General features: G+C 70.8%; 21 protein-coding genes. 13 read left to right on the forward strand and 8 right to left on the reverse strand.

Translation table 11 applies throughout. The annotated features are described in order from the left end of the window. Positions 1-61: 61 nt before the first annotated feature. Positions 62-1,213, reverse strand: a complete 1,152-nt coding sequence (locus JJ683_RS09485) for a DUF222 domain-containing protein (RefSeq protein WP_200173491.1) — start codon at positions 1,211-1,213, stop codon at positions 62-64. 242 nt (positions 1,214-1,455) lie between these two features. Here JJ683_RS09485 and JJ683_RS09490 point away from each other — a divergent pair, with 242 nt between their 5' ends. Beyond that, entirely contained in the window at positions 1,456-2,322 is an 867-nt protein-coding gene (locus JJ683_RS09490; RefSeq protein WP_200173493.1) for a class I SAM-dependent methyltransferase, read from the forward strand. Positions 2,323-2,389: 67 nt separating this feature from the next. Here the strand turns inward: JJ683_RS09490 and JJ683_RS09495 are convergent, their stop codons facing one another. Both JJ683_RS09495 and JJ683_RS09500 read right to left on the reverse strand, forming a co-directional pair. Further along, the gene (locus JJ683_RS09495) at positions 2,390-3,187 is read right to left on the reverse strand and encodes a YdcF family protein (RefSeq protein WP_200173495.1); all 798 of its coding nucleotides are present in this window, start codon (positions 3,185-3,187) and stop codon (positions 2,390-2,392) included. A gap of 223 nt (positions 3,188-3,410) precedes the next feature. Continuing rightward, positions 3,411-4,148: a (2Fe-2S)-binding protein gene (locus tag JJ683_RS09500; RefSeq protein WP_242474576.1), complete on the reverse strand. Its 738-nt coding sequence runs from the start codon at positions 4,146-4,148 to the stop codon at positions 3,411-3,413. A 98-nt stretch (positions 4,149-4,246) separates the two neighbouring features. On the opposite strand from JJ683_RS09500, the gene JJ683_RS09505 reads away from it, so the two are divergent. Continuing rightward, entirely contained in the window at positions 4,247-4,768 is a 522-nt protein-coding gene (locus JJ683_RS09505) for a VOC family protein (RefSeq protein ID WP_200173500.1), read from the forward strand. A gap of 41 nt (positions 4,769-4,809) precedes the next feature. On the opposite strand, the gene JJ683_RS09510 is transcribed toward JJ683_RS09505, so the two are convergent. Further along, complete coding sequence (locus JJ683_RS09510; protein WP_200173502.1) at positions 4,810-5,736, reverse strand: AEC family transporter; 927 nt, start codon at positions 5,734-5,736, stop codon at positions 4,810-4,812. 189 nt (positions 5,737-5,925) lie between these two features. Here JJ683_RS09510 and prpD point away from each other — a divergent pair, with 189 nt between their 5' ends. Genes prpD through JJ683_RS09525 form a run of 3 tightly spaced genes read left to right on the forward strand, consistent with a single transcriptional unit; the run spans position 5,926 to position 9,562 of the window. Further along, positions 5,926-7,428: a 2-methylcitrate dehydratase PrpD gene (prpD, locus tag JJ683_RS09515; protein WP_200173589.1), complete on the forward strand. Its 1,503-nt coding sequence runs from the start codon at positions 5,926-5,928 to the stop codon at positions 7,426-7,428. Further along, positions 7,428-8,342 carry a methylisocitrate lyase gene (gene prpB, locus JJ683_RS09520; RefSeq protein ID WP_200173504.1) on the forward strand — a complete coding sequence of 305 codons (915 nt, stop codon included), beginning with the start codon at positions 7,428-7,430 and terminating at the stop codon, positions 8,340-8,342. Before prpD ends, prpB begins: the two co-directional genes overlap by 1 nt. Continuing rightward, positions 8,342-9,562: a bifunctional 2-methylcitrate synthase/citrate synthase gene (locus tag JJ683_RS09525; RefSeq protein ID WP_200173591.1), complete on the forward strand. Its 1,221-nt coding sequence runs from the start codon at positions 8,342-8,344 to the stop codon at positions 9,560-9,562. Before prpB ends, JJ683_RS09525 begins: the two co-directional genes overlap by 1 nt. Before the next feature lie 4 nt (positions 9,563-9,566). Here the strand turns inward: JJ683_RS09525 and JJ683_RS09530 are convergent, their stop codons facing one another. Next, positions 9,567-10,811 carry a cation:proton antiporter gene (locus JJ683_RS09530; RefSeq protein ID WP_200173506.1) on the reverse strand — a complete coding sequence of 415 codons (1,245 nt, stop codon included), beginning with the start codon at positions 10,809-10,811 and terminating at the stop codon, positions 9,567-9,569. A 179-nt stretch (positions 10,812-10,990) separates the two neighbouring features. Here JJ683_RS09530 and JJ683_RS09535 point away from each other — a divergent pair, with 179 nt between their 5' ends. Further along, on the forward strand, positions 10,991-12,106 hold the full coding sequence (locus tag JJ683_RS09535; protein ID WP_200173508.1) for an LLM class flavin-dependent oxidoreductase: 1,116 nt from the start codon (positions 10,991-10,993) through the stop codon (positions 12,104-12,106). Then, positions 12,103-12,705, forward strand: coding sequence for an FMN reductase (locus tag JJ683_RS09540; RefSeq protein WP_200173510.1), 603 nt, complete (start codon positions 12,103-12,105; stop codon positions 12,703-12,705). Before JJ683_RS09535 ends, JJ683_RS09540 begins: the two co-directional genes overlap by 4 nt. Before the next feature lie 40 nt (positions 12,706-12,745). On the opposite strand, the gene JJ683_RS09545 is transcribed toward JJ683_RS09540, so the two are convergent. Further along, positions 12,746-13,150 (reverse strand): MmcQ/YjbR family DNA-binding protein, encoded by a 405-nt coding sequence (locus JJ683_RS09545; RefSeq protein ID WP_200173512.1) that lies wholly within the window; start codon positions 13,148-13,150, stop codon positions 12,746-12,748. A 50-nt stretch (positions 13,151-13,200) separates the two neighbouring features. On the opposite strand from JJ683_RS09545, the gene JJ683_RS09550 reads away from it, so the two are divergent. After that, the gene (locus tag JJ683_RS09550) at positions 13,201-13,521 is read left to right on the forward strand and encodes a YbjQ family protein (protein ID WP_200173515.1); all 321 of its coding nucleotides are present in this window, start codon (positions 13,201-13,203) and stop codon (positions 13,519-13,521) included. 53 nt (positions 13,522-13,574) lie between these two features. Here the strand turns inward: JJ683_RS09550 and JJ683_RS09555 are convergent, their stop codons facing one another. Then, the gene (locus JJ683_RS09555) at positions 13,575-14,135 is read right to left on the reverse strand and encodes a QsdR family transcriptional regulator (protein ID WP_200173518.1); all 561 of its coding nucleotides are present in this window, start codon (positions 14,133-14,135) and stop codon (positions 13,575-13,577) included. Between the two features lie 116 nt (positions 14,136-14,251). On the opposite strand from JJ683_RS09555, the gene JJ683_RS09560 reads away from it, so the two are divergent. The 5 genes from JJ683_RS09560 to JJ683_RS09580 all read left to right on the forward strand — a co-directional run bounded on the left by JJ683_RS09560 (position 14,252) and on the right by JJ683_RS09580 (position 19,850). Then, positions 14,252-15,226 carry a phosphotriesterase family protein gene (locus JJ683_RS09560; protein ID WP_200173520.1) on the forward strand — a complete coding sequence of 325 codons (975 nt, stop codon included), beginning with the start codon at positions 14,252-14,254 and terminating at the stop codon, positions 15,224-15,226. Continuing rightward, complete coding sequence (locus JJ683_RS09565) at positions 15,226-16,863, forward strand: AMP-binding protein (RefSeq protein WP_200173522.1); 1,638 nt, start codon at positions 15,226-15,228, stop codon at positions 16,861-16,863. Before JJ683_RS09560 ends, JJ683_RS09565 begins: the two co-directional genes overlap by 1 nt. Positions 16,864-17,050: 187 nt before the next feature. Continuing rightward, the gene (locus JJ683_RS09570; RefSeq protein WP_200173524.1) at positions 17,051-18,475 is read left to right on the forward strand and encodes an MFS transporter; all 1,425 of its coding nucleotides are present in this window, start codon (positions 17,051-17,053) and stop codon (positions 18,473-18,475) included. 59 nt (positions 18,476-18,534) lie between these two features. Beyond that, a complete protein-coding gene (locus JJ683_RS09575) occupies positions 18,535-19,215 on the forward strand; it encodes a TetR/AcrR family transcriptional regulator (RefSeq protein ID WP_200173526.1) in 681 nt (226 codons plus the stop codon). Beyond that, positions 19,212-19,850 (forward strand): HAD family hydrolase, encoded by a 639-nt coding sequence (locus JJ683_RS09580; protein WP_242474578.1) that lies wholly within the window; start codon positions 19,212-19,214, stop codon positions 19,848-19,850. The genes JJ683_RS09575 and JJ683_RS09580 overlap by 4 nt, the downstream gene beginning before the upstream one ends. Here JJ683_RS09580 and JJ683_RS09585 read toward each other — a convergent pair. Further along, entirely contained in the window at positions 19,840-21,498 is a 1,659-nt protein-coding gene (locus JJ683_RS09585) for an amidohydrolase (protein WP_200173529.1), read from the reverse strand. The two genes, JJ683_RS09580 and JJ683_RS09585, sit on opposite strands and share 11 nt — an antisense overlap. Positions 21,499-21,563 lie beyond the last annotated feature (65 nt).

Genomic DNA, 21,563 nt, shown 5'->3' on the forward strand with positions numbered 1-21,563 from the left:
CGGGTCCTGTGGTGGTCGATGGGGAGCTTCGCAACTCTCATCTTCACACCGCAGGACCCGCCTACATGTTGTGGTCCCCCCTCACCTCGCTGGACACCCGTCTACGCACTCTGCATTCCGTAGAGCCCCGGGACCTGCGCCGTGTCCGGACGTCCTCGGGTACCCGGATGGGGCGGACCGTGCCCGAGGCGGCGATGGTGCGGGCGTGGTCGGCGCCGATGACCCCGTAGCCGTCGAGGAAGCCCGGCTCGTCGCCGCCCCGCCGCGTGCTGTCCAGCATGATCACGTGCACCAGCGGCTTGCGCTGGGCGGGTGCGCTGCGACCCGCGCGCGGGCAGGACTCGTCACCGCATGCGCACGCGAGGACTCGTGCCCCGTCGACCAACGCCATGAGGGCGTCGGCGCGGCGCTGGTCCAGCGTGCGGTCGTCGGCCTTGCAGACGTCGCGGCTCATCTCGGTGAGGCGGCCGACGAGCCGGCGGCCGTCCTCCGCGGGCAGCGACCCGTTGAGGTACACCGCGCCGTCGGTGTCGTCGCTGATGCCCACGAACCTTTCGGCGCGCTTGCGGATGCGGCGGGTACGGACGCCGTCAGGATCCTTCTTGGCGATGATCCGCGCGATAGTGTCGGTCAGACGCCGTCCGACCAGGCCACGGCGGACCGTGCGGTACGGGGATGCCGCGCTCATGGAACCAGCGGCACCCGGATCGTCGCCAGCGTGGGCTTCGGCCCGGTCCCAATCCGGCTCCGACTCGGGGGCATCGGGTGCGATGGAGCGGAGGGCCTCGGCCTCGACCTCTGCGACGCGGTCGGCCTCCACGTTCGCCGTCGCCGACTCGATCTGCCGCACGCGGAATGCGCTCAGATGGCCCGTTGCGAGGGCCACGCGCGTGCGTGGGAGCCTGTCGCGCAGGGAGAGGGCAAGGCTCAGCTCCGCGCCGGCGTGACTTCGCTTGGCGGTCGTGGCGGCGGCGATCTGGGCCTCCGCCATCTCGAACGGATCCGAGGACCACTCCCCTCGTACCTCGAGTTCGCGATCGACCACCGTGAGGAACTGCGCCGTCGCAGCCAGGCGGCGTTCCAGGAACGCCGATTCGAGCCGCGCGCAATCCGCGATGACGTCGATGAGTGACGACGAATCCAGTGCGCCGAGGTCCGGCACGGTGCGGCGCCAGGCGCTGCAGTCGCCGAGCTGCGCAAGATCGGCAAGCATGAAATCCCCCCGTCTGATCTGTTCTGCATGATGCCGAGCACCCTCCCCGGGCTTGGCATCGAACGTGATTTCTATGATACATATGTTCTAGAGTTCGTCCACGGGAACCATCAGATGGAGGCGTCACCATGGTCGGCGGCGGCGCGTCGGGTACGCAGAACGCCGGAATGAGGCCGGCGGATGCGGTTCGTTGCGAGTCGGGACGGCCGGAAGCCGGCGGCCTGGCGGAGCACACTGGCGGGATGAACTGGTTCAGCGACGGCGGAGCGGACTACGCGCAATCGCGTCCCGACTACCCGCGGGAGGTCGTTCGCTTTCTCGCCGAAGTAGCGCCGCCCGGGGCGGGTGCACGCTGGGTGATCGATGTCGGCTGCGGCACAGGGCAGTTCACCGAGCAGCTGGCGGCGGTGTATCCCGCCGTCATCGGAGTGGACCCGAGCGCGGACCAGCTCGCCAACGCCGTCGCGCACCGCACGGGAGGACGGATCGAGTACGCGTGCGGCACGGCCGAGAGGCTGCCCATCGCGGACGGCGCGGTTTCCCTGGTCACTGCGGCGCAGTCCGCCCACTGGTTCGACCTGCCCCGGTTCTGGCGCGAGGTGCGGCGGGTGACCGCCCCCGGCGCGGTCGTCGCGCTTGCGACCTACGGAAAGCTCGTCGTGGGCAGGCCCGGCGATGACCCGCGGGTCGATGGCGACGCGTGTCGCGCCGGGGCCGCGGCGGGGCGGACGGGTATCGCGGATGATTCGTCGCAATCGGATCGAGATAGGGGAATCGACTCTGCGGGTGCGCGATTCCAGCGATTCTATGATGAGGAGATAGCCGAATTCTGGCCGCCGGAACGCGCGATGGTGGAGAACGGTTACGCGGACGTCGCATTCCCCTTCGGCGAGTGCGCAGCGCCTGCCGCCGTGATCCGCAGGTCCTGGAACCTCGACGACCTGCTCGGCTATGTCGGCACGTGGTCGGCGACGCGTAACCTCCGCGCACGAGGCCGCGGCGATCTCATCGACCGGTTCGTCGCCGACATCACCGAGCTCTGGGGGGCCCGGGAAGTTCGGCGTCCGGTGGAGTGGCCGGTGTCGATGCGGGTGGGGCGTGTGGTCTGAGGCCGGCCGGCCCGCGGCAGCGAACCGGTCGGCCCCGCGCCAGGCCGACGCACGGGCCCGCCAGGGCCTACGGCGCGACGACGCCCTGGATCGAACGCTGCCCGTCGACGGCCTTGCGGAAGTCGACAAGCGCACGCTCCAGGTGTCCGGGGGAGGTGACGACGACCGCTGCGGGCGATCGCCGCGCATCGAGGATCTCGTCCGTGAACTGCGCGTTCTCGACGGTCGAGGTGGACCGTTCTTCCTTCGTGATCCTCGTGGCGGGGACTCCGTTGGCGACGAGCCAGTCGAACATCGCGTCTGCCTCGGTGCGCCCGCTCTGCGGCACGCCTCCCGTGACGATGATCGGCGCGGACGGGAAGCTGTTCGCCAGTTCGAGTGCCGCGCGCAGACGGCTCTCCAGCACTGGGCGCATAGTGCCGTCCTCGTGCAGTCCCGCGCCGAGGACGACGATGTCCGTATTCGCCGGGTTGACGCGCAGCGACAGCGGCGGTTCGGTGGTGAGTGTCTGGTCTTCCGTGCAGGCGATGATGGCCTCGGGGGCGTCGCTCTGGCATCCGCCGACGGTGGACAGGAGCGCGTTCGAGACGGTGGTCGGCAGTCCCACCGACCCGGATACGGCGGCGATCGCCTCCGGGATCAGGTCCACCGACTCGACCGAGAGGCTGCCGGAGTCGGCCAGCGCGGCGATGCGCGGGGGTACGCCCGCAGACTCGAGCGGCGCACTGGGCGACTGCGGCGAGGCGCCAGCAGCGCCCGGCGCGGCGATCGCGGTTGTCGCCGCGATCGCGACGGACGCGGCTGCCGCGCCGACGGCCGAAAGGCCGCGCGACCGGGATGCGGATGCGGTCGTGAAAACCTTCATTCGTGTTGACCTCCCCGTTCAGGTGTTACGACGGGAGGGAAGGTACGTGTGTCAGTCCAATCCCGCCAGACGGAATTGAACTGCACTGGCAGAGCCATTGAATAACGACAATTCTGCAGCTATTACACATGTGAAGATCTCGATTATGTAACGTTACGCGCTGCGTCGCAGGCGGAACGGGGGCGACAGGGCGGACTCGCACACGGACCGTGCCAGTCGGGAATCAGGAGCTCTGGAACCACACTGCGAGCGCCGCATCCCGGTCGGCAGGCCTGCGACGCGGGCAGCTCACGCACTTGGCCTGACCCGGCGCCTGGAAGATGAGGCAGCATGAGCAGCGCCGCACGATCCGCCGGCCCGTCGCCGGCACGGGAGAAGACGGATCGGCGGGCAGCCGCTGGATCCGGCCCGTGGGCGGCGTGTCCGGGTGCGGCACGACGTCGACGAACCGTGCCGGCACCAGCGGCGGCACGGTGAGACGGCGCGCGAGGGCGCAGGCCTCGGCGAGCCGACCGGCCGCGGGACCGGCGGCGAGCGCACGGCCCGCGAGCGCATCCGACGCCACGGCCCACAACGCCCGCTCCGACGCCCCCGACACGGCGGACAGCGGCACGATGACCGCCGAGAGCGCCGACGCCAGGGCCGTGCCGTACTCGCCGGGCTCGCGCACAACGCCCTCTGCGCGTACCGCACCGAGGTAGCCCTGTTCGGTGAGCGTGCACTCGAGCCGGTCCAGAGCAGGGTCGGGAGCGACGCCGTGTGCGAGCAGCATCCGCGGGCCGGCGTCGGTGAGCACCGCCGCGGCCGAGTACCACCAGAGGGTTCCTGCGGTGCGATCATCGCGGCAGCCCCACCTGCGGCGAGTGTCGGCGATCCGCCGCGCGAGCCACGCGTCGTCGCTCAGCAGCGCGCCGGAGAACGTCGTTCCGGAAGGCGACGCGGGGGCGCCGGGGCCGATCATGGCCGCCATACTGCCCTGCCCCGGGATGCCCCCTGCGAGCAGGACCGGTGGAGCGATGACACCAGGTCGACCACGACGTCGAATGGGACAATGACGCCATGTCGATCAAGCGCCTCAACCATGCCGTGCTGTACGTGTCGGAACTGCAGCGCAGCCTCGATTTCTACGTGGGAACGCTGGGATTCCGGGTGCTCAGCCAGTTCCCCGGCGCAGCGTTCCTGCAGGCCGCGGACTCGGCCAACGACCATGACCTGGGCCTGTTCCAGCTGGGCGACACCGGACCCCGTCCGGCGCGCGGGGTGGGGCTGTACCACTTGGCGTGGGAAGTGGACACGCTCGACGCGTTGGCGGAGATGGGGCGGCGGCTCTCCGAGGCGGGCTCCCTCACCGGCGCCGGTGACCACGGTTCCACCAAGGCGCTCTACGGCGCGGATCCCGACGGGATCGAGTTCGAGGTGTGCTGGATGGTGCCGGACGCGTCGATACTCGACGAACTCAAGCCCGGCTCCCCGCCCACCCGGCCGCTGGATCTCGACGCGGAGATCGCCAAGTACGGGGCCGACACCCCCGGCGGGCCGCGCGAGGACTTCGACGTGTGGGAGCAGATCCGCGCGCGGTGAGGCGAGGTGCGGCAGGCTACGAGTTCCTGCGGCGCCCGGCATCACCCCAGCAGCGCGGTGGCCACGAGGATCACGGGCACCGAGGCGATGGTGGTGACGAGGGCGGCGTCGCGCGCCAGCACCATGCCCCGCCCGTACTTCGAGGCGTAGATGAACACGTTCTGCGCGGTGGGCAGCGCGGCTACGACGACCACCGCGAACAGTGCATGCCCGTCGAGTCCCAGCCCGTACCGGCCCAGCAGGTAGGCGAGGGTCGGCTGGGCGATCGCCTTGAGCAGGGAGGCGACGGCCACATCGCGCCGGGGGCTCGTGCCCTTCCGGAGCACCTGCGCCCCGGAGAGCGACAGCCCGAACGCCATGAGGGCGCCCGGCACGGCGGCGCCGCCGAGCAGTGAGATCGAGTCCATGATCGGCTCGGGCGGCAGCCACCGGGCCCCCGCCAGGACCAGGCCCGCGATGCCGCCGAGCGCGATGGGATTGCGCACGATCGACGCCGCCACCCCGCGCAGTGAGCCGGCCCGCCCGGTGGTGGTCATGTCCAGCACGGTCAGGGCGATCGGCGCGTACACGATGATCTGGAACAGCATCACCGGCGCCACGTACGACGCGTCGCCGAGGACGAACACGGCGATGGGGATGCCCAGGTTTCCGCCGTTGAGGTACGACGAGGCCATGGCGCCCACCATCACCTCGGGTCCCGCGCGCCGCAGTACGTATCGCGCCACCGCCGCGTACACGACGGCCACGGCGGCGGCGGTGCCCGCGGCGACGGCGAGCCCCGACGAGAACAACGTCTGCAAGTCGGCGTGCGCCACCACGTCGATGAGCAGCGCCGGGGTGGCCACGTAGAACACCAGACGGGTGAGCACCATCCGGCCCTGGTCCCCCAGCGTGCCGCGCCGGCCCAGCAGGTATCCCACGGCGATCACCACGAAGATCACCACGAACCCCGACAGCACACCGGACACGCGGGGCACCTCCGGAGACGCGGCTGGGGGACCCGCCAAGTCTAGGACGGGCGGGGGCGGGCCACAGCACGAGTAGCGTCGGAAGCGGGGCCCGCGAGACCGCAGCGGCGGACCCGGGGCGACGAGCGAAATGCTGGAGGCCGCATGTTTGATGAACCCGACACCGCGCAGCCTGCCGGCGCACAGCACATGCGGATGCACACGGTCCGCACCCGCCGATCCGCGGAGGACTTTCCCCGCGACGAGCACCTGGCCTGGAAGATCGCGCAGGTCGCGGCCGATCCAGTCGCCGTCGACGACGACGTGCGCGAGATGGTGGTCAACCGCATCATCGACGACGCCGCAGTGGCGGCCGCCGCGTTCGCCCGCCGCCCGGTCGCGGCGGCCCGGGCGCAGGCGCTGGTGCGTCCGTATTCCCCGGGCGGCTCGGTGTGGGGTATCCACGGCCGGTTCGCCCCCGAGTGGGCCGCGTGGGCCAACGGCGTCGCGGTGCGCGAGCTCGATTTCCACGACACGTTCCTGGCGGCCGAGTACTCGCATCCGGGCGACAACATCCCCCCGATCCTCGCCGTCGCGCAGCACGCCGGCGTATCCGGCGCGGACCTCGTGCGCGGCGTCGCCACCGGGTACGAGATCCAGATCGACCTGGCGCGCGGGATGTGCCTGCACGAGCACAAGATCGACCACGTCGCCCACCTGGGGCCGTCCGTCGCCGCGGGGATCGGCACCCTGCTCCGCCTCGAGCCGGAGGTGATCTACCAGGCGATCGGCCAAGCCCTGCACACCACCACCGCGACGCGGCAGTCCCGCAAGGGCGCGATCTCCAGCTGGAAGGCCTACGCCCCCGCCTATGCGGGCAAGGCCGCCGTCGAGGCCGTCGACCGCGCCATGCGCGGCGAGGGTGCGCCGGCCCCGATCTGGGAGGGCGAGGACGGCGTGATCGCCTGGCTCCTCGATGGGGCCGACGCCGAATACCGGGTGCCGCTGCCCGCAGCGGGCGCCCCCAAACGTGCCATCCTCGACAGCTACACCAAGGAGCACTCGGCGGAATACCAGGCGCAGGCCGTCATAGACCTGGCGTTCCGGCTTCGGGAGCGCGTCGGCGATCCGGCGCGGATCTCTTCCGTCACCCTGCACACCAGCCGTCATACGCACACCGTGATCGGCACCGGCGCGGACGACCCGCAGAAGTTCGACCCGCACGCGAGCCGCGAAACCCTCGACCACTCGGTGATGTACGTCTTCGCCGTCGCGCTGCAGGACGGCGCCTGGCACCACGAACACTCCTACTCCCCCGAACGTGCACGACGGCCGGACACGGTCGCGCTATGGCGGAAGGTCTCCACCGCCGAGGATCCCGAATGGACTCGGCGCTACCACGACCCGGACCCGGCCAAGAGGGCGTTCGGGGCGCGCGCCGAGGTCACCCTGGACTCGGGCGAAACGGTCGTCGACGAGCTGGCCGTGGCCGACGCCCATCCGCAGGGCGCCCACCCGTTCACTCGCTCCCAGTACGTGGCCAAGTTCCGGTCGCTCGCCGACGGCATCGTCGCCCCCGACGAACAGGACCGCTTCCTGGGCGCGGTGGACACCGTCGCCGACCTGCCCGCCGGGCAGCTGCACCGGCTGGGGTTCACCGTGACCGACGAGGCGGCGGCCCGCGTGCCCGCCATCCCGGAAGGACTGCTCTGATGACCGGATTGATCACCGCGGCGACCTCGGCGGACGACAAGCGCACGGCGTTGCGCGCGGGCCTGACGTCGGGCACCATCCAACGTCTGCCCGGCGCCTTCAACCCGCTCACCGCGAAGCTCATTCAGGAGGTCGGTTTCGAGGGCGTCTACGTCTCGGGTGCCGTCGTGTCGGCGGATCTCGCCCTGCCGGACATCGGGTTGACCACGCTCTCCGAGGTGACCGATCGCAGCCGCCAGATCGCCCGCGTCACCGACCTGCCCACCTTTGTCGACGCCGACACGGGCTTCGGCGAGCCGATGAACGTGGCGCGCACCATCACCCACCTGGAGGGTGCCGGCGTGGCGGGCTGCCACCTGGAGGACCAGGTGAACCCCAAGCGGTGCGGGCACCTCGACGGCAAGGCCGTGGTTCCGGCCGCCGACATGGTGCGCAGGATCGGCGCGGCGGTGGGGGCACGGCGCGACGCGGACTTCGTGGTCTGCGCCCGCACCGACGCCCGCGGCATCGAGGGGCTGCCCGCCGCCATCGACCGCGCCAAGGCCTACGCGGACGCGGGCGCCGACATGATCTTCACCGAGGCGCTGGCAGACGAGGCGGAGTTCGAAGAGTTCCGCGAGGCCGTCGACGTGCCGCTGCTCGCGAACATGACCGAGTTCGGCAAGTCGGAGCTCATCCCCGCCCAGCGGCTGCAGGACATCGGATACAACGCGGTGATCTACCCGGTGACGACGCTGCGCCTGGCCATGTTCGCGGCCGAGGAGGGACTGCGCGGGCTCGCCGCCGAAGGCACCCAGGCCGGGATGCTGGACCGGATGCAGCACCGCAGCCGCCTTTACGAACTGCTCGACTACGAGGGGTACAACGCGTTCGACGGCTCGGTGTACGACTTCACGCTGGAAGGAGGTGCATGATGCGGGATTCCCCCGACGGTGCCGGTCGCGGAGGTGAGGCGACTGCGCACGGCGCCCGCGCGCCCGTACCCGACATCCACCAGGGGCTGGCCGACGTGGTCGTCGACTCGACGGCGATCGCGGCGATCGATCCCGCAACCCAATCGCTCACCTATCGCGGCTACCCGGTGGAGCAGCTGGCCAGGCAGTGCAGCTTTGAAGAGGTCGCGTACCTGCTGTGGAACGCGGAACTGCCGGAGCCCGCGCGGCTGCACCGGTTCATCGAGCGCGAGCGCGAGCACCGCCGTACCGACCGGCCAGTGAACGACCTGATGGCGTTGATGCCGCAGCGGTGCCCGCCGATGGACGTGCTGCGCACCGTGGTGGGCTTCCTGGGATCCCGTGACCCGGACGAGGACGCCGCGATGGTCGACCCCGGCGGCTCGCGCGACGCGGCGGCGTTGCAGGAGGGGCGTCAGCAGGACGAGGCGCTGCGGCTCATGGCCCTGATGCCCACGGTGGTCGCGGCCGACATGCGCCGACGGCGGGGACTGGCCCCGGTGGCGCCCGACGAGCGGCTGGGATTCGCGGCGAACTTCCTGCACATGTGTCATGGCGAAGTGCCCGATCCGGAGCTGGCCCGCGCTTTCGAGGCGTCGCTGATCCTGTACGGCGAGCACAGCTTCAACGCCTCGGCCTTCACCGCGCGCGTGATCACGTCCACGCAGTCCGACCTGTACAGCGCGGTGACCGGTGCGATCGGCGCGCTCAAGGGTCCACTGCATGGCGGCGCCAACGAGGCGTCCATGCGCAACCTCCTCGAGATCGGCAGCCGTGAGCGCGTCGGCGACTGGTTGCGCGGCGAGCTGGACTCGCACCGCAAGGTGATGGGATTCGGGCACCGCGTGTACAAGAACGGCGACTCGCGGGTGCCGACGATGCGGGCGGCGCTCGGGGAGATCGCCGAGCGGCGGGGCGGGCAGGAGCTGCTCGCGGTCTACGACGAGCTTGAACGCGCAATGGCCGATGCGACCGGGCTCAAGCCCAATGTCGACTACCCCGTGGGCTTGTCGTACTACCTGCTGGGCATCGACATCGCGATGTTCACGCCGATCTTCGCGATGGCGCGCATCGCCGGCTGGGCGGCGCACATCATCGAGCAGCGGCGGTCGAATCACCTGATCAGGCCGCTGGCCCACTACGAGGGTCTGGCGCGGCGCGACGTGCCGGCAGCGAGTTGACGGTCTACCCCGCAGTCTGCTTCGCCCGCGTGGCCGTGTACTGGCGCCCGATGATCTTCGCGGCCAGCGGGAACAGCAGCACGGTGGTGGCGCCGGCGGCCACCATCGTCGACGCGAGGTCCTCGTCCAGCAACCCGGTGCGCGTTCCGACCTCGGTGACCGCGACGATGATCGGCAGCCCGGCCGCCGCGTACAGGCCCAGTTGCACACGGTCGGCCGCGGTGCCGACGCTGGCGCCGTGCGGGAAGATGCGGTCGCTGAGCCACACCGGCAGCCCGCGGGCTACCAGGATGATCAGGACGAACACCACCCAGGTGCCCGGTGCCGCGGCCACGGCGGCAGGGTCGATGCCCATGCCGGAGACCACGAAGAACGCCGGGATGAGCACCCCGTAGCCGATCGCCTCCAACGGCTCGTCCAGGTCCGGCCGGGCGGCGCCGGCGAGTCGGCGCAGGATGATGCCCGCCGCGAACGCCCCGAGTACCACGTCGAGGTCGAACACCGACGCCACCGCCATGAGTACGACGAGCAGCAGGAAGACGACGCGGATCGGCAGTTGCTCGGTGCCGCCGCGCAGCGCGCCGAGCACTCCGCCGATCGCAGGGAACCGCCGGGCCAGGCGCGCTGGGACGACGGTGAGCGCGAGCGCGGCGACGACGAACAGCGCGAGCACCGCGACCGCCGCCCACGCCTGACGGCCGGTGAGCAGCAGCGCCATGGCGATGACGGGGCCGAACTCGCCGATGGCGCCATGGGCCATGACCGCCCGGCCCAATGGCTTGTCCATCAGCTTCTCGGATTTGAGTATGGGCACCAGCGTGCCGAGCGTGGTGGAGCACATGGCGATCGCCACGGCGATGATCGACGTGACGGACGTGTCGCCGGTGGCGATCAGGGCGACCAGGCCCAACGCGATGAGCAGGCTCATCAGCCACGCGCTGCCGGCGACCCGCCCGGTGCGTCCGCGCATGAGCGCCGGGTCCAGCTCGTAGCCGGCGAGCAGGAACAGCATGCCCAGGCCGAGCTCGTCGATCAGCTCCAGTCCGCCGGTGTCCGAGGCCAGCCCGGCCACCGACGGGCCGAGGAGCATCCCCAGCACGAGCAGGAACACGACGCTGGGAACGTAGCCGCGGATCGCGCGGGCCAGCAGCGGCGCGACGACCGCGGCGAGCGCCACCCAGAACAGCGAGACGATGTCCGACGGGCCGCTCGCAGCAGCGGCGTCAGCGGCGTCCGCCAGCAGGGTCATGACCGCATCGTGCCACGCGCAGGTGGTCCCGGTGTGGCTTTCCGGCTGTCGGCCAATCGGTCAACGACCGCCCGTGCACAGGAGGAATATCCGACCGCGGCCCACGGTTACGACAAGTAGTTGCGCACGCAAAGACATGTACAGTGGCCACCAGCAGCAGACGATCCGGGAGGTTCCCAGTGCAGTTCGGCATCTTCACCGTCGGCGACGTCACCGCCGACCCCACCTCGGGGCGCACCCCCACCGAGCACGAGCGCATCCAGGCGACCGTCGCCATCGCGAAGAAGGCCGAAGAGGTGGGCCTGGACGTCTTCGCGACCGGCGAGCACCACAATCCGCCGTTCGTGCCGTCGTCGCCCACCACCACGCTGGCCTACATTGCGGCGAGCACCGAGCGCATCATGCTGTCCACCTCCACCACGCTGATCACCACCAACGATCCGGTGAAGATCGCCGAGGACTACGCGACGCTGCAGCATCTCGCCGGCGGGCGCGTGGACCTCATGCTGGGCCGCGGTAACCAGGGGATGGTGTACCCATGGTTCGGCCAGGACATTCGGCAGGGCATCCCGCTGGCCGTGGAGAACTACAACCTGCTGCACCGCCTGTGGCGCGAGGACGTGGTGGACTGGAAGGGCCGGTTCCGTACCCCGCTGCAGGGGTTCACGTCGACGCCGCGCCCGCTGGACGGCGTGCCGCCGTTCGTGTGGCACGGCTCCATCCGCAGCCCCGAGATCGCCGAGCAGGCCGCGTACTACGGCGACGGCTTCTTCCACAACCACATCTTCTGGCCGCCGGAGCACACCAGGCGGATGGTGGAGCTCTACTGCCGCCGGTACGAGCACTACGGGCACGGGGCCGCCGACCAGGCCATCGTCGGCCTCGGCGGGCAGGTGTACATGGCGAAGAACTCGCAGGACGCGGTGCGCGAGTTCCGGCCCTACTTCGACAACGCCCCCGTCTACGGCGGCGGGCCGTCGCTGGAGGACTTCTCCGAGCAGACGCCGCTCACCGTCGGCAGCCCGCAGCAGGTGATCGACCGGACGCTGGGCTTCCGCGACTACGTGGGCGACTACCAGCGGCAGATGTTCCTCGTCGACCATGCCGGGCTGCCCCTCAAGACGGTCCTCGAGCAGCTGGACATGCTGGGCGAGCAGGTGGTTCCAGTGCTGCGCAGGGAGTTCGACGCGCTGAGGCCCGCGCACGTGCCCGAGGCGCCGACGCACGCGTCGCTCCTCGCGGCGCGCGACGCCGCTGCGGAATCGGCAGACCAGAAGGCGGGGGTGCCGGCATGACCCGCAGGATCGTCGCCGTCTCCGCCGGGATGTCGGAGCCGTCGAGCACGCGCCTGCTGGCCGACAGACTGGCGCGCGAGTCCGCAACGGCGTTGGGCGGTCTGGGATCTGGCGGCGCGGAGATCCGCGCTGTCGAGCTGCGCGGGCATGCGCACGCCATCGCCGACGCGATCCTCACCGGGTTCTCCTCCGGCGCGCTGCGCGGGGTGGTCGACGACGTCGCGGCGGCCGACGGCCTCATCCTCGTCACTCCGACGTTCACCGCGTCCTACAGCGGGTTGTTCAAGGCGTTCATCGACATCCTCGATCCTGATGCGCTGCAGGGCAAGCCGGTGATTCTGGGCGCCACCGGCGGCACCGAGAGGCACTCGCTGATGATCGACCACGCGATGCGCCCACTGATGGCGTACCTGCGCGCCATGCCCGTACCCACCGGCGTCTACGCGGCGTCGACCGACTGGGGCGCGGCCGGGCTGGACGAGCGGATCGGGCGCGCCGCCGCAGAACTCGCGGCGATGGTGACCGGCGGCCCCGTGCAGCAGCCGGTGCGCGACGGCTTCGCCGACCCGGTGCCGTTCGAGGAACTTCTGAATGGGTAGACAGCGGCAGCGTCACCTGCGCCCGGTCACCCGCGTCCGCTCACACGCGCCCGTCGAGCTCCCGGATGCGCTTGGCGGGCGCGGTCATCCGGTACGACATGTCCAGCAGCTCGGCCACCTCCTCCCAGTCGACGGGCGGCGCGCCGCCGGGGGCGAGGTCGATGCCGACCCAGCCGTACGGGGCCATGTACTTGGGCTCGTAGTAGCGCGGGTGCTGCAGCAGCGCCGGATACTCGCCCTGGTCCGGCTTGACCAGGATCGACTGGGGGAACCGGCGACCGTCGCCGTGGCGCAGGGAACCGCTGTATGTGGCGAAGACCTTGACGGTGAAGAAGTTCGGGCGGCCGTGCGAGATCTTCTCGGCCGCGCCGGGCAGCGCCAGCGCGGCGGTGCGCACGCGGGCCAGTACGGGATCGTCGTCGTCGAACATGATCGGGTGCGGCATGCCGCCAGATTAGGCGCAAGCGCGCCGGTGCGGCGGGTACCGTGCGCGGCATGATCATCGTGACGACCAACGACGTCCCCGGCGCGCGCATCACGCGCACCATCGGCGAGTGCTTCGGGCTGACGGTCCGCTCGCGGCACGTCGGTTCGAACCTCGGCGCCGGGCTCAAGTCCCTGGCGGGCGGTGAGCTCAAGGGCATCACCAAGCTGCTGCATGAGGCGCGCGAGGAGGCGCTGGCGCGGCTGTCCGAGGAGGCCGAGAAGCGCGGGGCCAACGCGGTGGTGGCGTTCCGCTTCGAGACCAACGAGTACGAGTCCTCGGGGGTCGAGGTGTGCGCGTACGGCACCGCGGTGGTCGTCGAAGCGGTGTAGTGGCCGATCAGCCCGGATCGGCCCCGTCGACTACGCGTCATGCGGACCGGGTCTCACCCCGCCGGGCTGGGGCGTAGCAGCAGCCCCACCAGCTCCAGGGCCGTGTCGATCTCGGCGTGGTCGCCCCCCAGTAGCGGGGCGTACAGGTGCACATCGCAGATGCGCACGATCGCGCTCGCCAGGGTTGCGGCGGGCAGCGGCAGAGCGAGCCTGCCCGCGTCGGCCTCCACCTGGATCACCTGGGCGGTCAGCGCCGCGGAAACGTCCTCGATGGCGCCGGGCATGAGTGCGAGGCGGATGAACAGCATCGGCTCGCGTGCGGTGAGCGCACGCAGCGGCGGCGCACTCTCCACGTCCCGCATCACCGTTTCGACGAAGTCGAGCACGCGCGCCGCCCCGGTGCCCCGTGCCGATGCGATCGCCTTGCGGTAGGTCCGCTCGGTGGCCTCGGCGAGCACGGCGGCGAGCAGCGCGTCGCGATTGCCCGCGTTCCGGTAGAGCGTCGCGCGGCCGACGCCGAGTTCCGCCGCGAGCGTGGACATGTCGATCGGATCGCCCGCCAGGTATCGCCGCGTCGCCGCGTCGATCACGCGCCGCCGTCCGTCAGTGGTCATCGCCCGCCCTCCTCACGTCGGCCGTTGACATCCTCGCACAGGTGAGACAGTCTCGTAATCTGTCTCACATAGTGTCGCAGGACACACTCCTGCGGAGCCGCGCAAGGGAGCGTGCGATGTCACCAGTGGAAACCGTCCGCGGACCGGTCGAGAGCGGGCAGCTCGGCCACGTCCTCATGCACGAGCACGTGTTCGTGCTGAACACCGAGATGCAGCAGAACTATCCGGACTTCCCCAACAGCTGGGATGAGGAGGCGCGCATCGCCGACGCCGTCGCCCAGCTGCGCGAATGCAAGGCGCGCGGGATCGACACGATCGTCGACCCGACGGTGATCGGCCTGGGCCGCTACCTGCCCCGAATCCAGCGGATCAACGAGCAGGTGGACATCAACATCGTGCCCGCTACCGGCGTCTACACATACAACGAGGTGCCTTTTCAGTTCCACTACACCGGCCCTGGGCTGCTTTTCGACCAGCCGGAGCCGATGGTGGAGCTGTTCGTCCAGGACATCCGCGAGGGCATCGCGGGCACGTCGGTCAAGGCGGCGTTCCTCAAGTGTGCCATCGAAGAGCAGGGCCTCACTCCGGGCGTCGAGCGGGTGATGCGCGCGGTGGGCCAGGCGCACGCCGAGACCGGTGTGCCGATCACCGTGCACACCCACCCGCACTCGGGGTCCGGGCTGGTCGCGCAGCGGGTGCTCAAGGAGGAGGGGGCCGACCTGGAGAAGGTCGTCATCGGGCACTCCGGCGACTCCACCGACCTGGACTACCTGTGTCGCATCGCCGACGCCGGATCGTATCTGGGCATGGACCGCTTCGGGCTGGACGTGCTGCTGCCCTTCGAAGAGCGGGTGGCGACGGTGGCCGAGCTGTGCCGCCGCGGCTACGCGGAGAAGATGGTGCTCGCGCACGACGCGGCCTGCTTCATCGACTGGTTCGAGGAGAATGCCAAGCGTGCCGCCGTGCCGAATTGGAACTTCACGCACATCAGCGACGACGTGCTGCCCGCGCTGCGCGACCGGGGCGTCACCGATGCGCAGATCACTACCATGATGGTGGACAACCCGCGCCTCTACTTCGAGGCCGCGTGATGGCCGCGCAGACTATGAGCCGGTCCGAGGGCCACGACGGCCGGACCCTGCCGAACGAGTTCCCCACCGCGCTCGCGATGTTCCGCGCCTCCGCGGCGGCCGCCCCGGACGCCCCGCTGGTCAGGTACTTCGACACGACGCTGACCTTCGCCGAGGTGGACGGGATGTCCGACGCGCTGGCCGTCGCGCTGTCGGAGCACGGACTGGCCCGGGGCGACCGGGTGGCCGTGGTGCTGCAGAACATCCCGCAGTATTTTCCCGTGGTGCTCGCGGCGTGGAAGATCGGCGCCGTACCCGTGCCGATCAATCCGATGTACAAGCGGCGCGAGCTGCACGTGATCCTCGCCGACAGCGGCGCCGTGGCGGCCGTGTGCCTGGAGTCGGTGGCCGAGGAGCTCGTCGCCGCGGCGGCGGACACGGACGTGCGGGCGATCTTCACCACGAGCGAGCTCGACCTGCAGACGCGGGACGACCCCCGCATCTTCGCGGCCTCCGAGCGTCGGCGCGGAACTGGGACGGCGGACCTGCTCGAGACGATCGAGCGGTATCGCGGGCGGCGGCCGGAGCCGGTGGACCTGGGGCCGGACGACCTCGCCTACCTGCCCTACACCTCCGGCACCACGGGCCCGCCCAAGGGGTCGATGAGCACGCACGCCAACGTGGTCTTCACCGCACAGGTCTACCGGGACAGTGTGGGAATGGCCGCCGGCGGCGGCATGTTCGCCGTGGCGCCGCTGTTCCACATCACCGGGCTCATCGGGCACATCGCGGCCCCGATGCTCACACGCTGCCCGGCGGTGCTCACCTGCCGCTTCCACCCTGTCGCCGCCGCCGACGCCATCCGGGAGCACGGGGCGACGCGGATCATCGGGGCCATCACGGTGTTCATCGCGTGGACGGACGCCGCGGAGGTGGCCCGGGAGCACCTGGCGAGCCTGCAGTCGGTGTTCTCCGGGGGCGCGCCGGTGCCGGAGGGGGCGCTCGCGGCGTTCCGCGACAAGTTCGGCCACTACATCCACAACGGCTACGGGCTGACCGAGACCAACAGCCCCGCCATCACAGTGCCGTTCGGCGCCGCCGCGCCCGTGGACCCGGAGTCGGGCGCGGTGTCCATCGGCACGCCCGTGGCGGACACGGTCGCGGAGGTCGTCGGCGACGACGACGCCGTGCTGCCCGTCGGCGAGGTGGGCGAGATCGTCATCGCCGGCCCGCAGGTGTGCGCCGGGTACTGGAACAAGCCGGACGAGACGTCGCGCGCCATGCCGGGCGGCCGGTTCCACACGGGCGACGTCGGCCTGATGGACGCGGACGGCTGGTTCTACATCGTCGACCGCAAGAAGGACCAGATCAACGCGTCGGGGTTCAAGGTGTGGCCGCGGGAGGTCGAGGACGTGCTGTACGCGCATCCGGCAGTGCGCGAGGCCGCGGTGGTCGGCGCCGTCGACCGGTACCGGGGTGAGACGGTGAAGGCCGTCGTCTCGCTCAAGTCCGGCGCGGAGGCGGACGAGGACGGGCTCATCGCCTTCTGCCGCGAGCGGATGGCCGCCTACAAGGTGCCGCGCACCGTCGAGATCCGCGATGAGCTGCCGAAGACGGTCACCGGCAAGATCCTGCGCCGCGCGTTGCGGGGCGGGTAGCGCGGAATCAGCGTCACGACGCGGGATTCGCTGCACATTACCACCGGGTAGTGATTGGCATCACACTTCGTCCCGAACAGGCTGAAGCGAACTTCAACTTGAAGATGGAGTCAACCTCAACGTATGGGTCGCGGCCGGCACGGCGTGTGTCGGCCGCCTCCCGTGAATCCGGGCAAGAGGTGATCTGATGACCAATCACACGGCCACCCGCGCGCACGGCGGCGGACGAGCGCAGAAGAAGCTGCTGGCGGCAGGGCTCTTCGGCAGCTCGATCGAGTGGTACGACTTCTTCCTCTACGGCACGGCGGCGGCACTGGTGTTCCCGCACGTGTTCTTGCCCGTGGCGTCGGCGCTGATGGGCACGCTGCTGTCGTTCAGCACCTTCTGGGCCGGGTTCGTCGCCCGTCCGCTCGGCGGCGTCATCGCCGGGCACTTCGGCGGCCAGTACGGGCGCAAACCCACCGTCGTCGTGTGCCTCATCGGCATGGGCGCCGCGACGTTCCTCATCGGCCTGCTGCCCAGCACGTCGGCCATCGGCATCGCCGCGCCGATACTGCTGGTGACGCTGCGGTTCATCCAGGGTATGGCCTGCGGCGGGCAGTGGGGCGGCATCATCCTGCTGCTCACCGAATCGGCCGACCCCAAGCGCAAAGGCTTCGCCGGCACCTTCGGCCAGATGGGTGTGCCATTCGGCGTCCTCCTCGGCAACCTCGTGTTCCCGGGCGCCATCGCGGCGCTGTCGCACGACGCCTTCATCACCTGGGGCTGGCGCGTGCCGTTCCTGGCGAGCGCGCTGCTGTTCCTCGTCGTCCACTACATCCAGACCAAGGTGGAGGACACCCCCGAGTTCAGCGACCTGCAGGCCGCCGCGCAGGCTGAGGCCGCAAAGGCCGCTGGCAACGCCGTCGCCAAGGCCCCGCTGGCCGAGGTGGTCCGCCACCACTGGCGCAAGATCCTGCTGGGCTGCGGGCTGCTCGCCGCCACCAACTCGCTGTTCTACATCTCCATCGCGGGCGTGCTCAGCTACGCCACCGCGGAGCTGGGCATGGACTACGACGGGCTGCTGGCCATGGCCTTCGTCAGCTCGGTGATCGGCGCCGGGGTGATCCGGTGGTCCGGCGGCACATCGGACCGGGTCGGGAGGCGCCCGCTGCTCATCATCGGCGCCATCGGCATCATGGTGTGGGCGTTCCCGTACTTCTGGCTGGTCGACACGGCCTCGCCGGCCCTGTTCATTGTCGCCGTCACGGTGGGCGCGGTCTTCCAGTCGATGACGTACGGCTCGCTCGCCGCATTCATGTCGGAGATCTTCGCCCCGCGCATCCGCTACTCGGGCATGTCGCTGGCCTACCAGCTGGCCGCCATCACCATCAGCGGCGGCACCCCGATGATCATGACCGCGATCATCGCGGGCACCGGTTCCACCACGCTGGTGGCCGTGTTCGTCATGGCGATGGCCCTGGTGACGCTTCTGTGCGCGCTGGCGCTCAAGGAGACCAACCCTGCCGCGGTGCGGGAGGGTCCGCGGGCCGTGCCCGGCATCGACGCCGCGCAGTCCGTGTCCGCGCAGCGCGGCGTCGGCGTCGGAATCGGTGGCCGCGCCCTCGCATGACCACCGCGCTGCGGCGGGTTTCCGCTGGTCGGCGAGCACGGTCCGGTATAACGGACGCCATGCCCGCCCCAGTGGAACCCCGGCTGTTCGCCCTCCCCTCCCCGCCGTCGAGCGCGCGCGGCCTGCGCACCCGCGCGGCCCTGGTCGCGGCGGCGCGGGCCGTGTTCGAGCGCATGGGCTTCCTCGACGCCCGGCTCATCGACATCACCACCGAGGCGCAGTGCTCGGCGGGCACCTTCTACAACTATTTCGACAGCAAGGAACAGATCTTCTCCGCCGTGCTCGAGCAGGCGAAGGAGGAGATGATGCACCCGGGCACGGCGCGGGTGCCGGACGATGCGGACCCGGCGACGGTGATCGAGGCGAGCACCCGCGCCTACCTCATCGCCTACCAGCGCAACGCCAAGCTCATGGGCCTGATGGAGCAGGTGGCCGGCATCTCGCCGGAGTTCCGGCGGCTGCGGCATGAACGCGCCGAGGCGTTCGTCGCCCGCAACGCGCGCTCTATCGCCAACCTGCAGGCGCGCGGGCTCGCCGATCCGGAGGTGGACGCCGACCTGGCCTCGCGCACGCTGTCCGGGATGATCAGCCGCGTCGCGTTCTCGTACTTTGTGGCCGACGTGGAGCTGGACGAGTATCCGCGGGCGGACCTGGACGAGATCGTGCGCACGGCCAGCCGGCTGTGGGTGAACGCGCTGCGCATCCCGGAGTCGGATCCGGGAGGGAAGGAACAGTCATGATGGACGGCGCATCGGCATCGCAGGTGACGGCCGTGTTCGTCGACTTCGGCGGCGTGCTCACCACCAGCGTGCTCGACTCGTTCGCGGAGTTCGGGGCGCAGTACGGCCAGCCGGACCTCCCCGTGCGCCTGCTCACCACCGACGAGGCGTCCCGCAGGCTGATCTCGGAGCACGAACGGGGCCTGATCGGCGCGGACGAGTTCGAGCAGGGTTTCGCCAAGCGACTGCGCGCGCACGGCGTGGACGTGGCCGCAGACGGCCTGCAGGAGCGGATGAAGGCCGGGCTGCGGCCGGACGAGGCGATGACCGCGCTGGTCATGGGCCTGCGGTCGGCCGGGGTGCCGGTGGCGCTGGTGTCCAACGCCTTCGGCCGCGACTCCTACGCGGGCGTCGACCTGGACGCGCTGGCCGACGCGGTGGTGGTCTCGTCGGACGTGGGCGTGCGCAAGCCGTCGCGCAAGATGTACGAGGTGGCGTGCGAGCGGCTGGCCGTCGCGCCGGAGCAGGCGGTGATGATCGACGACCTGCAGCAGAACCTCGACGGCGCCGCGCGGCTGGGCATCGCCGGGGTGCTGCACACCTCGGCGCGGGACACCGAGCGTCAACTGGCCGAACGGTTCGGCATCACGCGGTAGCGGCGTGGGCGCCGGGCACCCGCCGACCGCCGATCCAGGTCCCCAGTACGCGGATGGCGCCGAGGGCGCCCGGGTCCACGGCCGTCGGGTCGTCGCTGAGCAGCACGAAGTCCGCCAGCTTCCCCGGTTCGATGGAGCCCGCCTCGTGCTCGGAGTGCAGCTGCCATGCCGCGTGGATGGTCTGCGCCCGTATTGCCTCGCGCACCGATACCCCGTACTGCGCGCCCAGCACGGTGCCGCCGCGGGAGGTCCGATCCACCGCAGTCTGCATGTTGAGCAGCGGGCTCTCCGGGGTGACGGGCGGGTCGTTGTGCAGCGAGAACCGCATGCCGCACGCCTCGGCCGCGCCGGCCGGCACCCACGCGTCGGCGCGCTCGCCGAAGAACTCCCGCAGCACCTCGCCGTAGTAGTAGATGTGCGCGGGGAAGAACGAGATGGTCACGCCCAGGCCGGCGGCCCGGCGCACCTGCTCCGGGGTGATGCTGCCGCAGTGCTCCATGCGCAGCCGGAACTCCGTGCCCGGGTTCTCGCCCTGCACCGTCTCGTACACGCCCAGCACGGAGTCGACGGCGACGTCGCCGTGCACGTGGCAGGCGATCTGCCAGCCCTGGCCCATGTACCGGCGGCACAGCTCCAGCAGCTGCTCGGCTGTGTAGTTGGCGCAGCCGCGATGCCCCTCCGTCACGCCGATGACATCGGTGGCGTGCCCGGCGTGGTAGGCGAAGCTGGTGGCGATGTTGCCGATCCATGGCGAGCCGTCCGACCAGATCTTCACGCCCACCGGGCGGAAGAACGGGTCGGCCTCGTCGCCGTGGGGGATGGTCTCGCGGATGCCGGAGATCTCGTAGGCGCGCATGCGCACCGGTGCGGTGCCGGCGGCGTAGTACGCGCGCACGGCCGCCTCGGCGTCGGGGCTGAAGGCCAGGTCGCCGGTCATCGTCACGCCCGCCGCGGCCGAGATCTCCAGCGCCGCCTGCAGCCGGGCGCCGAACGTGCCCTCCGGGATCTGCGCGCCGGGGCCCATGATGATGCCGGCCGCGGGGAACTCGCGGCCCTCCCCTGTGGGCTCACCGTCCGCGTCGCGTACATACACCGATCCGGCCGGGTCGGGGGTGTCGCGGGTGATGCCCAGCCGGTCCATCGCGGCGTCGTTGGCCCACGCGGCATGGCCGGAGTAGTGCATCACCGACAGCGGGATGCGCGGTGACAGCTCGGTGAGCAGGGCGCGTGAGAGCGGGGGCAGTTCGTCGTTGAGCAGCGGGTCCCAGCCCGACGCGGTGACCCACCCGTCCTCCGGCGCGGCGGCGACGGCCTCGTGCAGTCGCGTCAGCACGGCCTCCGCCGACGGGCACACCGCGGCGCGCAGGTCCACGGCGCCCGGCCCGGCCATCACCATCTCGGCGGTGGGATGCCCGTGCGCTTCGACGAACCCCGGCAGCAGGGTGGCGCCGTCCAGCTCGACGGTCTCGGTGTCCGGGCCCGCGAGCGCGAGGACGTCCGCGCGCGTGCCCACCCGCAGGATGCGGCCGTCGGCGACGGCCACCGCCTCAGCCGTGGAGAACGCGTCGTCCACGGTGTGCACGGTGCCGCCGAGGAACACCGTGTCTGCGGTCGGAGTGCCGGATGCCGACGGTGCGTAGTGGGTCATGTCCTCATTGTCGGCCGTTGCGCCGCCGCATGCGTGAGGATCCCGCTCTCCGGCACGGCGCGATC

Origin of the sequence: Tomitella cavernea (assembly GCF_016599145.1) — a bacterium.
Taxonomy (GTDB): domain Bacteria; phylum Actinomycetota; class Actinomycetes; order Mycobacteriales; family Mycobacteriaceae; genus Tomitella; species Tomitella cavernae.

Excerpts from the sequence above, each read along its gene's own strand:
- JJ683_RS09500 (WP_242474576.1), bottom strand. The coding sequence starts at position 4,148 with ATGATCGGCCCCGGCGCCCCCGCGTCGCCTTCCGGAACGACGTTCTCC.
- JJ683_RS09545 (WP_200173512.1), bottom strand. The coding sequence starts at position 13,150 with ATGCCGCACCCGATCATGTTCGACGACGACGATCCCGTACTGGCCCGC.
- JJ683_RS09490 (WP_200173493.1), top strand. The coding sequence starts at position 1,456 with ATGAACTGGTTCAGCGACGGCGGAGCGGACTACGCGCAATCGCGTCCC.
- JJ683_RS09540 (WP_200173510.1), top strand. The coding sequence starts at position 12,103 with ATGACCCGCAGGATCGTCGCCGTCTCCGCCGGGATGTCGGAGCCGTCG.
- JJ683_RS09575 (WP_200173526.1), top strand. The coding sequence starts at position 18,535 with ATGCCCGCCCCAGTGGAACCCCGGCTGTTCGCCCTCCCCTCCCCGCCG.
- JJ683_RS09530 (WP_200173506.1), bottom strand. The coding sequence starts at position 10,811 with ATGACCCTGCTGGCGGACGCCGCTGACGCCGCTGCTGCGAGCGGCCCG.
- prpD (WP_200173589.1), top strand. The coding sequence starts at position 5,926 with ATGCGGATGCACACGGTCCGCACCCGCCGATCCGCGGAGGACTTTCCC.
- prpB (WP_200173504.1), top strand. The coding sequence starts at position 7,428 with ATGACCGGATTGATCACCGCGGCGACCTCGGCGGACGACAAGCGCACG.
- JJ683_RS09570 (WP_200173524.1), top strand. The coding sequence starts at position 17,051 with ATGACCAATCACACGGCCACCCGCGCGCACGGCGGCGGACGAGCGCAG.
- JJ683_RS09565 (WP_200173522.1), top strand. The coding sequence starts at position 15,226 with ATGGCCGCGCAGACTATGAGCCGGTCCGAGGGCCACGACGGCCGGACC.
- JJ683_RS09505 (WP_200173500.1), top strand. The coding sequence starts at position 4,247 with ATGTCGATCAAGCGCCTCAACCATGCCGTGCTGTACGTGTCGGAACTG.
- JJ683_RS09495 (WP_200173495.1), bottom strand. The coding sequence starts at position 3,187 with ATGAAGGTTTTCACGACCGCATCCGCATCCCGGTCGCGCGGCCTTTCG.
- JJ683_RS09550 (WP_200173515.1), top strand. The coding sequence starts at position 13,201 with ATGATCATCGTGACGACCAACGACGTCCCCGGCGCGCGCATCACGCGC.
- JJ683_RS09580 (WP_242474578.1), top strand. The coding sequence starts at position 19,212 with ATGATGGACGGCGCATCGGCATCGCAGGTGACGGCCGTGTTCGTCGAC.
- JJ683_RS09555 (WP_200173518.1), bottom strand. The coding sequence starts at position 14,135 with ATGACCACTGACGGACGGCGGCGCGTGATCGACGCGGCGACGCGGCGA.
- JJ683_RS09585 (WP_200173529.1), bottom strand. The coding sequence starts at position 21,498 with ATGACCCACTACGCACCGTCGGCATCCGGCACTCCGACCGCAGACACG.
- JJ683_RS09485 (WP_200173491.1), bottom strand. The coding sequence starts at position 1,213 with ATGCTTGCCGATCTTGCGCAGCTCGGCGACTGCAGCGCCTGGCGCCGC.
- JJ683_RS09560 (WP_200173520.1), top strand. The coding sequence starts at position 14,252 with ATGTCACCAGTGGAAACCGTCCGCGGACCGGTCGAGAGCGGGCAGCTC.
- JJ683_RS09525 (WP_200173591.1), top strand. The coding sequence starts at position 8,342 with ATGCGGGATTCCCCCGACGGTGCCGGTCGCGGAGGTGAGGCGACTGCG.